The organism is Serratia sp. AKBS12, from assembly GCF_024793895.1.
Classification (GTDB): domain Bacteria; phylum Pseudomonadota; class Gammaproteobacteria; order Enterobacterales; family Enterobacteriaceae; genus Serratia_F.
The window spans coordinates 262,510-275,729 of record NZ_JANUSB010000002.1 but is presented as its reverse complement, the minus strand read 5'-3'; the positions used below and the strand labels follow the sequence as shown (position 1 = coordinate 275,729).

General features: G+C 56.9%; 15 protein-coding genes and 3 tRNA genes. 12 read left to right on the top strand and 6 right to left on the bottom strand.

Annotation, left to right across the window (positions count from 1 at the left end):
* Window positions 1-2: 2 nt before the first annotated feature.
* The 4 genes from NYE85_RS01240 to fucP all read left to right on the top strand — a co-directional run bounded on the left by NYE85_RS01240 (window position 3) and on the right by fucP (window position 3,338).
* Window positions 3-854 (top strand): amidohydrolase, encoded by an 852-nt coding sequence (locus NYE85_RS01240; protein ID WP_259002517.1) that lies wholly within the window; start codon window positions 3-5, stop codon window positions 852-854.
* Window positions 838-1,614 carry an SDR family oxidoreductase gene (locus NYE85_RS01235; RefSeq protein ID WP_259002516.1) on the top strand — a complete coding sequence of 259 codons (777 nt, stop codon included), beginning with the start codon at window positions 838-840 and terminating at the stop codon, window positions 1,612-1,614. Before NYE85_RS01240 ends, NYE85_RS01235 begins: the two co-directional genes overlap by 17 nt.
* The gene (locus NYE85_RS01230) at window positions 1,611-1,970 is read left to right on the top strand and encodes an L-rhamnose mutarotase (protein ID WP_259002515.1); all 360 of its coding nucleotides are present in this window, start codon (window positions 1,611-1,613) and stop codon (window positions 1,968-1,970) included. Before NYE85_RS01235 ends, NYE85_RS01230 begins: the two co-directional genes overlap by 4 nt.
* Before the next feature lie 138 nt (window positions 1,971-2,108).
* Window positions 2,109-3,338 (top strand): L-fucose:H+ symporter permease, encoded by a 1,230-nt coding sequence (fucP, locus tag NYE85_RS01225; protein WP_259002514.1) that lies wholly within the window; start codon window positions 2,109-2,111, stop codon window positions 3,336-3,338.
* A gap of 4 nt (window positions 3,339-3,342) precedes the next feature.
* On the opposite strand, the gene NYE85_RS01220 is transcribed toward fucP, so the two are convergent.
* A complete protein-coding gene (locus tag NYE85_RS01220) occupies window positions 3,343-4,419 on the bottom strand; it encodes a diguanylate cyclase (protein WP_259002513.1) in 1,077 nt (358 codons plus the stop codon).
* 368 nt (window positions 4,420-4,787) lie between these two features.
* Between NYE85_RS01220 and NYE85_RS01215 the strand changes: the two genes are divergently transcribed.
* A complete protein-coding gene (locus tag NYE85_RS01215) occupies window positions 4,788-5,072 on the top strand; it encodes a DUF1435 domain-containing protein (RefSeq protein WP_259002512.1) in 285 nt (94 codons plus the stop codon).
* A gap of 83 nt (window positions 5,073-5,155) precedes the next feature.
* On the opposite strand, the gene NYE85_RS01210 is transcribed toward NYE85_RS01215, so the two are convergent.
* The 4 genes from NYE85_RS01210 to NYE85_RS01195 all read right to left on the bottom strand — a co-directional run bounded on the left by NYE85_RS01210 (window position 5,156) and on the right by NYE85_RS01195 (window position 6,518).
* Window positions 5,156-5,242 (bottom strand) — tRNA-Leu (locus tag NYE85_RS01210).
* Window positions 5,243-5,287: 45 nt separating this feature from the next.
* Window positions 5,288-5,374: transfer RNA gene (locus tag NYE85_RS01205), tRNA-Leu, on the bottom strand.
* 40 nt (window positions 5,375-5,414) lie between these two features.
* Window positions 5,415-5,501: transfer RNA gene (locus tag NYE85_RS01200), tRNA-Leu, on the bottom strand.
* A 72-nt stretch (window positions 5,502-5,573) separates the two neighbouring features.
* Window positions 5,574-6,518: a LysR family transcriptional regulator gene (locus tag NYE85_RS01195; RefSeq protein ID WP_259002511.1), complete on the bottom strand. Its 945-nt coding sequence runs from the start codon at window positions 6,516-6,518 to the stop codon at window positions 5,574-5,576.
* A 120-nt stretch (window positions 6,519-6,638) separates the two neighbouring features.
* Between NYE85_RS01195 and NYE85_RS01190 the strand changes: the two genes are divergently transcribed.
* The gene (locus NYE85_RS01190; RefSeq protein WP_259002510.1) at window positions 6,639-7,631 is read left to right on the top strand and encodes an aldo/keto reductase; all 993 of its coding nucleotides are present in this window, start codon (window positions 6,639-6,641) and stop codon (window positions 7,629-7,631) included.
* Between the two features lie 95 nt (window positions 7,632-7,726).
* Here the strand turns inward: NYE85_RS01190 and rsmC are convergent, their stop codons facing one another.
* Entirely contained in the window at window positions 7,727-8,773 is a 1,047-nt protein-coding gene (gene rsmC, locus NYE85_RS01185) for a 16S rRNA (guanine(1207)-N(2))-methyltransferase RsmC (protein ID WP_259002509.1), read from the bottom strand.
* A 156-nt stretch (window positions 8,774-8,929) separates the two neighbouring features.
* Here rsmC and NYE85_RS01180 point away from each other — a divergent pair, with 156 nt between their 5' ends.
* The 6 genes from NYE85_RS01180 (at window position 8,930) to NYE85_RS01155 (ending at window position 13,215) form a co-directional block, all read left to right on the top strand.
* Entirely contained in the window at window positions 8,930-9,367 is a 438-nt protein-coding gene (locus tag NYE85_RS01180; protein WP_259002508.1) for a DNA polymerase III subunit psi, read from the top strand.
* On the top strand, window positions 9,312-9,755 hold the full coding sequence (rimI, locus tag NYE85_RS01175; RefSeq protein WP_259002507.1) for a ribosomal protein S18-alanine N-acetyltransferase: 444 nt from the start codon (window positions 9,312-9,314) through the stop codon (window positions 9,753-9,755). Before NYE85_RS01180 ends, rimI begins: the two co-directional genes overlap by 56 nt.
* 200 nt (window positions 9,756-9,955) lie before the next feature.
* Complete coding sequence (prfC, locus tag NYE85_RS01170; protein ID WP_004955577.1) at window positions 9,956-11,545, top strand: peptide chain release factor 3; 1,590 nt, start codon at window positions 9,956-9,958, stop codon at window positions 11,543-11,545.
* A gap of 500 nt (window positions 11,546-12,045) precedes the next feature.
* Window positions 12,046-12,660, top strand: coding sequence for a molecular chaperone OsmY (osmY, locus tag NYE85_RS01165; RefSeq protein ID WP_259002506.1), 615 nt, complete (start codon window positions 12,046-12,048; stop codon window positions 12,658-12,660).
* Between the two features lie 150 nt (window positions 12,661-12,810).
* On the top strand, window positions 12,811-12,972 hold the full coding sequence (locus tag NYE85_RS01160; RefSeq protein WP_004955572.1) for a DUF1328 domain-containing protein: 162 nt from the start codon (window positions 12,811-12,813) through the stop codon (window positions 12,970-12,972).
* Window positions 12,973-13,029: 57 nt separating this feature from the next.
* Window positions 13,030-13,215 carry a stress-response protein gene (locus NYE85_RS01155; protein ID WP_259002505.1) on the top strand — a complete coding sequence of 62 codons (186 nt, stop codon included), beginning with the start codon at window positions 13,030-13,032 and terminating at the stop codon, window positions 13,213-13,215.
* Window positions 13,216-13,220 lie beyond the last annotated feature (5 nt).

Below are 13,220 nucleotides of genomic sequence, written 5' to 3'. Positions count from 1 at the left end.
GTATGTTGCGCATCGACGCTCATCAGCATTATTGGCGCTACCAGCCACAGCATTACCCATGGATCGACGATGGGATGGCGGTGCTCCAGCAGGATTTCGGCCCGGCGCAGCTGCAACCGCTGTTGCAGCAGCATCGGCTGGACGGCGCGCTGCTGGTGCAGGCACGGCACAGCGAGGCGGAAAATGCCGATTTGCTGGCGCAGGCGATGCAACTTGACGGGGTGTGTGGCGTGGTTGGCTGGCTGGACATTACCGCGCCGGCGCTGGATGAGCGTCTGGCGGCGCGCCACCCGCTGCTGTGCGGCGTGAGGCACCTGGTGCAGGATGAGCCGGATCCGGCGGACTGGCTGGCGCTGCCGGCGGTGCAGCGCGGCATGCGTCTGCTGCAGCGGCACGGCTGCGTCTATGACCTGCTGGTGACGCATCGGCATCTGGCGGCGGCGGCGGCGTTCGCCGCTCGCCATGACGATCACTGGCTGGTGCTCGATCATCTCGGCAAACCGGACGTGGCGCGCGGCGCGGCGCACTGGGCCCGGCAGATCGCACCGCTGGCGGCATTGCCACACGTGGCGTGCAAGCTATCGGGGCTTATCACCGAAGTGCCGGGCGGTCACTGGCAGGCCGCGCAACTGCTGCCTTTCTTCGAGGTGGCGCTGGAGGCCTTTGGCCCGCAGCGGCTGATGTTCGGTTCCGACTGGCCGGTGTGCCTGTTGGCCGGTGAATATCAGCAGGTTTATCAACTATGTGAGCAGGGGGTGGCCACGCTCAGCCCGTCGCAGCAGGCGGCGATCTGGGGCGGTACGGCCTGCCGGATTTATGGTTTAACGGGATCTGACGATGGATTTATATCTTAACGATAAAGTAGTGATGGTGACCGGCGGCGGCTCCGGCATCGGCGCGGCGATTTCGCTGACGCTGGCGCAAGAAGGCGCGGTGCCGGTTATCGTCACCAATGTCATGCCGGATGATGACTTCCTCACCCAGCTTAAACGCCTGCAACCACGCAGCAGCGTGACGATAGCCGATCTGTGCAGCGAGGCGGAGTGCCGGCGCGCAGTGTCACAGGCGCTGGATCAGTACGGCCGGCTGGACGGTCTGGTGAACAATGCCGGGGTGAACGACGGCGTCGGGCTGGAGGCCGGTCGCGAGGCGTTTCTTGGATCGCTGGAAAAGAACCTGCTGCATTATTACCAGATGGCGCATCTGTGCCAGGCGGCGCTGCGGGCCAGTCACGGCGCCATCATCAATATCGCCTCGAAAACCGCGCTCAGCGGCCAGGGCGGCACCAGCGGCTATACCGCCGCCAAAGGAGCGGTGCTGGCGTTGACGCGCGAGTGGGCGGTGTCGCTACGGGCGGACGGCGTGCGGGTCAATGCGGTGGTGCCGGCGGAAGTGATTACCCCGCAGTATCAGCGCTGGATCAACACTTTTGAGCAACCACAGCAGCAGCTGGAAAAAATCACCGCGCGCATTCCGCTGGGACAGCGCATGACCACGCCGCAGGAAATCGCCAATACCGTGGTATTTCTGATTTCCAGTCGCAGTTCGCATACCACCGGCCAATGGCTGTCGGTAGACGGCGGCTATCTGCACCTCGATCGGGCTATTACATGAGCGGCGCGGCGACCTGCCGACGGCGTTTTTGCCAGGCGCTCGATCTGGTGGATTCACCGGCGTTGATTGCCGAGTATCAGCGCCATCATCAACGCATCTGGCCGCAGATTGCCGAACACCTGCGCCACCAGGGCATTCTGGAGATGGAGATTTACCGCATCGGCAGCCGATTATTCATGATTGTCGAGGTCAGCGCGGAATTTGATGCCGAACGTTTTGCTGCCGCCAGTAACAATCATCCCGATGTGCAGCGCTGGGAAGCGCTGATGTGGCAATACCAGGTTGCCACGCCCTGGACGCCGCCGGGCGAAAAATGGGTGGCAATGGAACAGATATTTTCATTAGCAAAACAATAATAGCCAACATCATTCGAGTTGCAGCAGAAGGTTGGTGTAGCGAATCCCCGGAAAGGTCGATACAGGGCGTGGCCGGGGTGAACGCGTGCCATCGTCGCGGCGGCCCGGTGTATGAAAGTACTCTACGAGGATAATATCATGCTTGCTGATAAAACCGCTGCGCCTGCGCAAGTGGTCGCCAACGCGCGCGCCAACCTGCGCTGGGCCTTTATTTTGGTCACCAGTCTGTTCTTTATGTGGGGCCTGTCTTATGGCCTGTTGGACGTGTTGAATAAACATTTCCAGGAAACGTTGCACGTCACCAAGGCGCAATCGGGATTATTGCAGGCGGCGTATTTTGGCGCCTATTTCCTGGTGGCGTTGCCTGCCGGCTATTTTATGGATAAACGCGGCTATAAGGCCGGGATTCTGGTTGGTCTGTGCCTGTATGCCGTCGGCGCGTTGTTATTTGTTCCGGCCGCTTCGGCCAACAGTTTTGCGCTATTCCTGTTGGCGCTGTTCGTGATTGCCTGTGGCCTTGGCTGTCTGGAAACGGCGGCAAATCCGTACGCCACGGTGCTGGGCGATGCGAAAGGCGCGGAACGTCGGCTGAACCTGTCGCAGTCATTTAATGGGCTGGGGCAGTTCATCGGCCCGATGATCGGCGGCACGCTGTTTTTTTCGGCAACGCAAAGCGCCGGCGGCGGCGATCAAAACATGGTGAAGATGACCTATGTGGCGATTGCGGTACTGGTGCTGGGCATCGCCTTGCTGTTCAGCCGCACCCGGCTGCCTGACATTCGTGAAGACGAGCCGCTGCCGCATGGCGTGGTGGCGCAGGGGCTGTGGCAGCATGCGCATTTTGTCGGCGGGGTGGTTACCCAATTCTTCTACGTGGCGGCGCAGGTCGGCGTCGGGGCGTTCTTTATCAACTATGCCACCGAACACTGGGATGACGTGTCCAACCAGAGCGCATCCTATCTGCTGTCCATTGCCATGATCTGCTTTATGATTGGCCGTTTCTTCAGCACCTGGTTGATGGGGCGGGTCAAACCGGCTACGTTGCTGGCCTGCTATTCGTTGATCAATATCCTGCTGTGCGGGGTGGTGATGATGAGCATTGACGGCGTGTCGGTAGTGGCGCTGATCGCGGTATTCTTCTTTATGTCGATCATGTTCCCGACCATTTTCGCCCTGGGAGTGAAAAACATGGGCAAGCATACCAAACGCGCCAGTTCCTTCATGATCATGGCGATCGTCGGCGGCGCCATCATGCCGTATTTTATGGGCGCCATCGCTGACCATTACAGCACCGCCATTTCTTACGTCTTGCCGCTGCTGTGCTTTATCGTGGTGCTGTTCTATGGCATCCACCAACGCCGACACTGAGGCGTCAGGCCAGGGGCGCGGACTGGGCGTTTTCCGCCAGTTGAATGGTATTGCGACCGTTGTTCTTGGCCTGGTACAGCGCGGCATCCGCGGCGCGAATAGCCGACTTCACGTCCAGTTGCTCCAGCGCCGAAATGCCGGCGCTGAGCGTGACGCTGGTGATGGCCAACTGGTTGAAGCGATGCGGGATCTGCAAGCCCAACACCCGTTGGCGCACGCGTTCTGCCAGTTGCGCCGCATAGGCCTCGCTGACGTTGGTCAACAGTACCAGAAACTCCTCCCCGCCATAGCGCACCACGATATCCCGTGAGCGCACCGCATCGCGGATTGCGGCGGCGACCTGTACCAGCGCCTGATCGCCCATGGTGTGGCCATAGTTGTCGTTGTAGGCCTTGAAGCGATCGATATCCAGCAGTACCACGAAGTGACGGCCGGCGGTAGGTGCCAGCAACTGGTTGAGCTTGTTTTCCAGCCCGCGGCGGTTATACAGCCCGGTAAGCGGATCGAGCATGCTGAGATCGCTGAGTTTGTCGCGCTCGTCATACAGGTTGGCGACCAGCGCCTGGGTAAAGGCTTCGCTGCGTTTGAGCATCAGGTGATGGATAGAAAAAGCAATGATCGGCAGCACCGAGGTAAACACGATGCGCACGGTATTGTTCATGTCATCCAGCAGCAAAATGGTGATGGCGGAAGGCACCGAATGCAGGCAAAAAGCGACGAAATTATCGGTCAACGCAATGGCGCTGATAAAAAACATGCTGAATAGGCTAATTAATAAAAAATTTTGGCTATCCGGCACGCAGTAGCGGCTTTTTAAATAGATATGCGCCGCCCACAGCACGCCGAGAATAGCGGCGAACCCATGCAGTTTCCGCACGTAATCGCGAGGACAAAATACCGTGTACGCCATGGCAGCCAGACAAAATAAGGGAATCCCCATGAGTGGCAAGGTAATGACCGGCGTATTTTTGAATGGCATCAATAACGTAAATATTGAAGAGGCGGCATTCATCAACAAGAAAAGGAATAACGATAATCGATGCTTGCTGGTCAGCAGTTCCTGATAAGAACGCGCGTTCATACGGAGTTTACTCTTTACCAATCGAATAGTGAGGGTGTTGAAAATTCTGGGCAAGTGATAAACATTACTTGCGTGAATATATCCGTTATATCTCACGCCGCATGCTGGTTGGCTGTATGCGCTCATCCCGGCCACTGAGTCTTGCCGACGGCTGGTATTTGCCGCGCCGACGAAACTCGAATGACGTTGACTATAGTTTTATCGGGTGATTATTAACGCGCGATGAATCTAAGAATTTTCTTATGTCAAACTATCATTTTTTCGCCGTTCTGTCATCTCGGAAAGCGGTTGGCGGTTAAATAGGTGCGGGGTGAAAAAAACTGGTATATGATATTGGTTATCATTATCACTTGAGGGGTGAGGTTATCATGATTGCCGCCATGATTACCGCGTGCGGGCTGTGGGGAGTGAGCTGGTGTCTGGGCGACCGGTTGGCCAGCGCCTGGGGCGTACTGTTGCCCTGTGCCTTGTTACCGTTGCTGGCTTTGGTCAACCTGGACATGACGCAATTGCGCAGTTTGATCGTCATTGCCATGCTGGCGACGCTGGTGATGCTGTTCAACAGCCGCTGGCGACACTATCTGCTGTTGCCGTCCTGCATGGCGCTAGCGGGCGGTCTGGCGGCAATTGGGCTGCATTTGAATCTCGACTGAATACCACAAAACCACGTTTAAACGTGTTGTTTCTTGTGCTTACAGGGAAAGTTGAATGAGGTACTGCCGGAGAGAGCATCGATTGGTGCGAAGAGAGGGACTTGAACCCTCACGTCCGTAAGGACACTAACACCTGAAGCTAGCGCGTCTACCAATTCCGCCACCTTCGCACAGCCGATGTTGTTGCGTCGATTTGATTTATATTGTCACCAGCGTGGTGCGAAGAGAGGGACTTGAACCCTCACGTCCGTAAGAACACTAACACCTGAAGCTAGCGCGTCTACCAATTCCGCCACCTTCGCACAGATGCTGTGCAATATAAATGTCAATCGCGTGGTTATTTGGTGCGAAGAGAGGGACTTGAACCCTCACGTCCGTAAGGACACTAACACCTGAAGCTAGCGCGTCTACCAATTCCGCCACCTTCGCGTACCAGAAACATTACCGTAATAATGTCACCACGGGGGCGAATTCTAGAGATTTTGGCGTGGACGTCAACTGTTATTTCAGTGATTGCGGGCGTTTGCTGGAAAAAGCGTCATCTCGTTGCCGCTGATGCGCGTCGAACAGCGTAATCAGCCAATCGATCAGCACCCGCACGCGAGGGGCAAGGAAGCGGCCGGGGGGATACATGATGTAAATCGGCATCGGCGGTGGTGGCGTATCCGCCAATACTTCCACCAGATCGCCGCGCTTCAGCCACGGCGACAGCGAATAGCGCGCCGCCTGTATCAGCCCCAAACCGGCACGGCAGCCGCTGATATAGGCATCTGCCCCGCTGACGCTCAGCCGGCTGGGCAGTTGGCGCAGCTCCAGCTCGCCATGGCGGCAGAATTCCAGCGGATAGTCGCGGTTGGTGACGAGAGAAAAATAGCCCACCGCATGGTGATGGTGCAGATCGTCGATCGACTGTGGTATGCCGTAGCGCTGCAAATAGGCTGGCGAGGCGCAGGTCAGTTGCGGCATTGCGGCGATCTGCCGGGCGATCAGGCTGTCGTCTTCGGTTTCCCAGGCGCGTAGTACGCAGTCGACCCCTTCACGCAGCAAGTCGACATGGCTATCGTTAGCACCGAGCGCCAGGGTGATTTGCGGATAGCGCTGATAGAAATCCCCCAGCGCCGGAATGACGATGCCACGGGCCAGCGAATGCGGCATATCGATACGCACTTTGCCCGACGGCTGCAGCTTTTGCTGGCTGAACAGCGTATCGGCTTCCTCCAGCGCACCCAACAGTTGAATGCAGCGCTGGTAGTACAAGGTGCCCTCGTGGGTGACGTTGACCTGCCGGGTGGTGCGGATCAGCAGCCGCACGCCGAGCCGCTGCTCCAGTCGTTTCAGCGTATTGCTGACCGTGGCACGCGGCAGTTGCAGGCGCTCGGCAGCGCGGCTGAAGCTACCCAGCTCGACGATTCGCGTGAAGATGCGCATTGCCTGGATCTGATCCATGCTGCCGTCCATGATTGTTAGCGTTTTTTGAACAGTGTTGAGCAATATGCCTTATTTATCTTTCCAGCGCCAACAACCACACTCGGTATCGACATTAACCCGATTGATGAGGTAACAACGATGCAACAGCGAAAATTAGGCGCCAAGGGTCCGAGCGTTTCAGCGCTGGGGTTGGGCTGCATGGGAATGAGCGATTTCTACTCCACCGATCAAGATGAAAAAGAAGCCATCGCGACGCTGCATCGCGCGCTGGAGCTGGGCGTTACGCTGCTGGATACCGCCGATATGTATGGGCCGCATACCAACGAGCAACTGATCGGCAAGGCGATCAAGGGTAAGCGCGAGCTGGTGTTCCTGGCAACCAAATTCGGTATCGTGCGCGATCCGTCCGATCCGCACGCACGCGGCGTCAGCAGCCAGCCGGCCTACATCCGCCGCTCGGTGGAAGGCAGCCTGCAGCGGCTGGGGGTGGAGACTATCGATCTTTACTATCAGCACCGGGTCGATCCGCAGGTGCCGATCGAAGACGTGGTCGGTACGATGGCGGATCTGATTACAGAGGGTAAAATCCGCCATATCGGCCTGAGCGAGGCGTCGGTGGAAACGCTGGAACGGGCGCATCGTGTTCATCCAATTACCGCATTACAGAGCGAATATTCACTGTGGACGCGCGACGCCGAGCAGGGGCAACTGGCGGCCTGTGAGCGTCTGGGGATTGGCTTTGTGGCCTATAGCCCTCTGGGGCGTGGTTTTCTGACCGGCGCGATTCAGCGGCCGGACGACCTGGCTGAGGACGACTTTCGCCGCAGCAATCCGCGTTTTCAAGGGGATAATTTTGCCCGCAATCTGGCGCTGGTGGACAAGGTCGGCGAACTGGCACGCAGCAAGGGCGTCACTCCCTCACAGCTGGCATTGGCCTGGGTGATGGCGCAGGGCGAACATATTGTGCCGATCCCCGGTACCAAACGCCGGCGCTATCTGGAAGAAAACGTCGCCGCAACCTCGATAGCCCTGAGTGAACAGGAGCTGGCGGCGATCGAGGCGGTATTCCCGCTGCAGGCGGCGGCGGGGGCACGCTATGGCGAAGAAGCCATGACCTACATTAACGGTTGATGCAACGCGACGGGCACCGCCGTTGGTAGCGTCCCGGTCAGGCAAAAAAAAACCGCCCAGGGTTAACCGGGCGGCTTTTTGCCATTGCGGGCATGCTATTTCTTTTTCTTCTTCGCATCACGCGGTGGGCGGCCAACGGTGGCTTGATAGACCTTGAAGCGGCCGTTCTGCGCCAATACCTCATGGCTACCGAAGGTAGCGTCCAGAATGTCCGGGTACGGCAGGAAGGCGTTGGCGACGATGCGTAAGTGACCGCCAATCGGCAGGTGTTTTAACGCGCCGCGGATCAGGGTTTCGGCCGCCGTCAGGCTGGTTGCCAGCCCGTCGTGGAACGGCGGATTGGAGATGATCATGTCGAAACGGCCGCTAATGTCGGAATAGACGTTGCTGACGATCACCTCGCCGTCGATGCCGTTGGCAGCCAGCGTTGCGCGACTGGATTCTATTGCTGCGGCGTTGACGTCACTCAGCGTCAGCTTCACCTTTGGCGACATTCTGGCCATCACGCTGGCCATCACGCCAGCGCCACAGCCGACGTCCAGCACCTTGCCCTTCATGTGTTTGTCCAGCGTCGACAACAGCAGTGAACTGCCAACGTCCAGCCCGTCGCGGCTAAATACCCCTGGCAGGGTTTTCACTTCCAGATCGTGCAGCGGGTAGCTGTCCCACCAGTCGTTCAGATCGAAGGTGGTCTGGGCGTCGATCCGGCCATGGTACAGACCGCAGCGGCGTGCGCTGTCGATTTTCGCCAGCGTAACGTGGCCTTCGACGGTCTGTTCGGCACTGCGTACGCCGCTGCGGTTTTCACCGACGACAAATATCTCTGCGCCGACCGGCAGCAGCGCCAGCAGATTGTACAGCTGGAATTGTGCTTCCTGTTTGCTCTTTGGCCAGTAGTAAACCAGCGTATCGCATTCGGCAACGAAGGCTGCATCGACCGTCAGGCCGAATTGCACGTTGTCACCCATCGCACGGTTTAATAACTGCCAATGATGATATTGCTGGGTATGAACGCGTACGTCCGCGGCCTCGAATTGCGCCGGCAGCGTATCTTGCAGATCACCGGCGAACAGCACGCGACGTTCGGTAAATTCATCACTGTGGCGCAGCATCACTTCGCTGGCGGGGGTTAATGCAGACATCAGGTTTTGGCTCCTCAAGATTAAGCCGGCGATTATAGAGCGTTGCGGTGATAATTTATACCCGTCTTGTTACAAGCCGCAGGTGCGTTGGCCGCGCGGGTTTGTTAGCATATGGCGCGCAACGCGCATTAACGGTAGCTCCCTACAGGAATCGGCATGGCATCTCAACGCGACTGGCTGTTACAACAACTGGGTATTACGCAGTGGACATTGCGCCGCCCGGGGGTGTTGCAAGGCGAAGTGGCGGTCCATTTGCCGGCGGAAGCTCGACTGGTGGTGGTAGCCTCCCTTTTGCCAGAGGCCGGCGATCCGCTGTTTTGCGACGTGCTGCGCAGCCTGGGTCTGACCCCGGCGCAGGCCTACTGCCTGACGCCGGAACAGGCGGCGATGCTGCCGGACGATAGCGAATGCAACAGTTGGCGGCTGGGCATTGCGGAGCCGCTTGCGCTAGCCGGTGCGCAGTTATCCAGCCCGGCGTTGGCCGAGCTTTCTTTAGACGCGAGTGCCAAACGCGCACTCTGGCAGCAGATTTGTCATTATGAACACCATTTCTTCCCTGACGACGGCCGATCTGGCCACCGCCTTGACGATTGAACAGGCCAGTCATGCCTTTCCCTGGAGCGAAGCCACGCTCGCCAGCAATCAGGGTGAACGCTATCTCAATCTTAAACTGGAAACCGCCGGACAGATGGCGGGCTTTGCCATCACCCAGGTGGTGCTCGACGAAGCGACGTTGTTCAATATCGCCATCGATCCGCAATGGCAACGCCGAGGCTTTGGCCGCGCGCTGCTGGATGCGCTGATCGCGCAGCTGGAAAGCCGTGGCATTCTGACGCTGTGGCTGGAGGTACGTGCCTCCAATGCCGGCGCAATCGCGCTTTACCATCGCCTTGGCTTCAACGAAGTTACCGTGCGCCGCAACTATTATCCCAGCGCCGACGGCCGGGAAGACGCCATCGTGATGGCGCTGCCGTTGGGGTGATCGCCGGCATTGGGCGCGTTAGCTCCAGACTTCCGTCTGCATTGACCAATTAATCCGGCGCTGCGGCATCCATTGATTGTCACCGGTTGCCAAATCAGCGAAAATGACCGGCTATTATCTTTTTATCACCGCTTTGCCTGGCGCCGCGATTGGCGCGTTCCGATGATGCAGGGCGGACTAACCGTAGAAACGTGAAAAACATGTCTCCTAGTGAATTCGCCCGCGAAGTCTCAAAAAGAAGAACCTTCGCCATCATTTCGCACCCCGATGCCGGTAAAACCACCATTACCGAAAAGGTGCTGCTGTTCGGACAGGCTATCCAGACCGCCGGTACGGTCAAGGGGCGTGGCTCCAGCCAGCACGCCAAATCCGACTGGATGGAAATGGAAAAGCAGCGTGGTATTTCGATCACCACCTCGGTGATGCAGTTCCCGTACCGCGACAGCCTGGTCAACCTGCTGGACACCCCTGGGCACGAGGACTTCTCGGAAGATACCTACCGTACCCTGACCGCGGTGGACTGCTGTCTGATGGTGATCGACGCCGCAAAAGGCGTAGAGGATCGTACCCGCAAGCTGATGGAAGTGACCCGTCTGCGCGATACGCCGATCCTGACCTTTATGAACAAGCTCGACCGTGATATTCGCGACCCAATGGAAGTGATGGACGAGGTCGAACGCGAGCTGAAGATCGCCTGTTCGCCAATCACCTGGCCTATCGGCTGCGGCAAGCTGTTTAAAGGGGTTTACCACCTGTATAAAGACGAAACCTATCTTTATCAGACCGGTAAAGGCCATACCATTCAGGAAGTGCGGATGATCAAAGGGTTGAACAACCCGGATCTGGATGCTGCGGTCGGTGAAGACCTGGCGGCCCAACTGCGTGAAGAACTGGAGCTGGTGCAGGGCGCATCGCACGAGTTCGAGCAGGAGGCGTTCCTGGCCGGTGAACTGACACCGGTATTCTTTGGTACTGCGCTGGGTAACTTTGGCGTTGACCATATGCTCGACGGTCTGGTGGCCTGGGCGCCGGCGCCGATGCCGCGTAAAACCGACACCCGCGAGGTGGTGGCAGCCGAAGAAAAATTCACCGGCTTCGTGTTTAAGATCCAGGCCAATATGGATCCGAAACACCGTGACCGCGTGGCGTTCATGCGCGTGGTTTCCGGCCGCTACGAGAAAGGCATGAAGTTGCGCCAGGTGCGTACCGGTAAAGACGTGGTGATTTCCGACGCGCTGACCTTTATGGCAGGTGACCGTTCGCACGTTGAAGAAGCCTATCCGGGCGACATCATCGGCCTGCACAACCACGGTACCATTCAAATTGGCGATACCTTCACCCAGGGTGAAGACATGAAGTTTACCGGTATCCCTAACTTTGCACCGGAACTGTTCCGTCGCATTCGCCTGCGCGATCCGCTGAAGCAGAAACAGTTGCTGAAGGGGCTGGTACAGCTGTCTGAGGAAGGTGCAGTACAGGTGTTCCGCCCGATAGCCAACAACGATCTGATCGTTGGCGCGGTCGGCGTACTGCAGTTTGACGTGGTGGTAGCGCGTCTGAAGACCGAATACAACGTAGAAGCGCTGTACGAATCGGTTAACGTCTCTACCGCGCGCTGGGTTGAATGCGCCGACGTGAAGAAATTCGAGGAATTCAAGCGCAAGAACGAGCAGAACCTGGCATTGGACGGCGGCGACAACCTGTCGTATATCGCACCTACCATGGTTAACCTCAACCTGACGCAAGAACGTTACCCGGATGTGACCTTCCGCAAGACGCGCGAGCATTAATCTCGTCCACGGCCTGGCTCTCGCGCCAGGCCGTAAGCTTGCTTTATTCGTTAACCCTCCTCATCAGTTCCGGCATTTTAGCCGCTTCAGAATCTTCCGCCTTTACCGGCAAACTCCGGCCAATGGTCTATATTTAACAGGGTGTATTTGCCTCGCTTAAAGCGAAAATCACTGGTATTTGTACGATCGGTAGCGTGTTATTCGGTAGTGTTGCCAATCAGAGACAATGTGAACTGTTAAATATCAGTAAGTTATCAATACTGTCACCACGGTCGGGCAAAGTTGTCGTTTATAAGCGACAGTAATCGGCGTGTTTTTTGAGCGTATTTAATTATCTTATTGATTTATATGGCGGTTAAAGGATTGGCACGGCGGTTGCAAGAGTCCTGACATGAACTACCGATCGAATAGATAACGTGAAGTATTCATGAGTGAGCCACATCATGTCGTGGCGGAAGAATCCGCAGTAGGTTTGGATTCACAACAAAAGGAAGAGATCGATGAAAAAGACCAAGTTTGCACATTCGCTGATGGCTGTCGTGTTGGGTTCCGTTCTGGTTAGTGGTAGTGCTCTGGCTGAAGATACGCTGCTCAATAAAGCAAACAGCGCAGCTGACAGCACTGGCGCCAAAATCGATAGCTCCATGAAAAAAGTCGACGGCTACATGGATGACAGCGCAACAACGGCTAAAGTTAAAAGTGCACTGGTAGACGATGACAGCATCAAAAGCACCGATATTTCCGTGAAAACGGAACAGGGTGTAGTGACGCTGAGTGGTTTCGTCGGCAGCCAGGCACAGGCCGAGCATGCGGTTGAGGTGGCCGGTAAAGTTGAGGGCGTAAAATCCGTCAGCGACAAGCTGCACGTGAAAGATGAAGATAAACAGTCTGTTAAATCTTACGCGGGTGATACTGCAACCACCAGCGAACTGAAAGCCAAATTGCTGGCAGACGATATCGTGCCTTCACGCAATGTGAAAGTAGAAACCACCGACGGCGTGGTTCAGCTTTCTGGTGAAGTGAAGTCACAGGCGCAGTCCGATCGTGCCGAAAGCATTGCCAAGGCAATTGATGGCGTGAAGAGCGTCAAGAACGATCTGGTAGTAAAACCGTAATCGCAATACCGGTAACAGCAAGCATCAATTCCCGGGCAACAGCCCGGGAAGTACCACAAAAATAGAATAACCCGCGGCCTGGTTTTACGTTGCCTGTTTGGGCAACCGGCAGGCTGTGATGCGTTTTTTCACTATGGTAAGGAGAGGCTTATGTTTCGTTGGGGCATTATCTTTTTAGTTATTGCACTGATTGCCGCTGCGCTGGGGTTTGGTACGCTGGCAGGGACCGCTGCCTGGGCGGCTAAAATCGTCTTTGTTGTCGGCATCATCCTGTTCCTGGTGAGCCTGTTTACCGGTCGCCGACGTCCTTAGCCTGCTCTCAAATTGTAACAAAGCTTAAGTCCTTTTCTTGCAGTAGGGAGGCAAGTCATGAACAGCGATATTATTCTCGGACGCTGGAAACAGCTGAAAGGCCAGGTCTGGCAGGCCTGGGCCGATTTCTCCGGCAGCGATTGCGCATGGCTGGCGGGGAGCAATGACTGCCTTTCTGGTGTACTGCAAGAAGATTACGGAAGAGGGCAAGAAGAGGTATCCTCAGTCAAAACACCACATTGAGGATA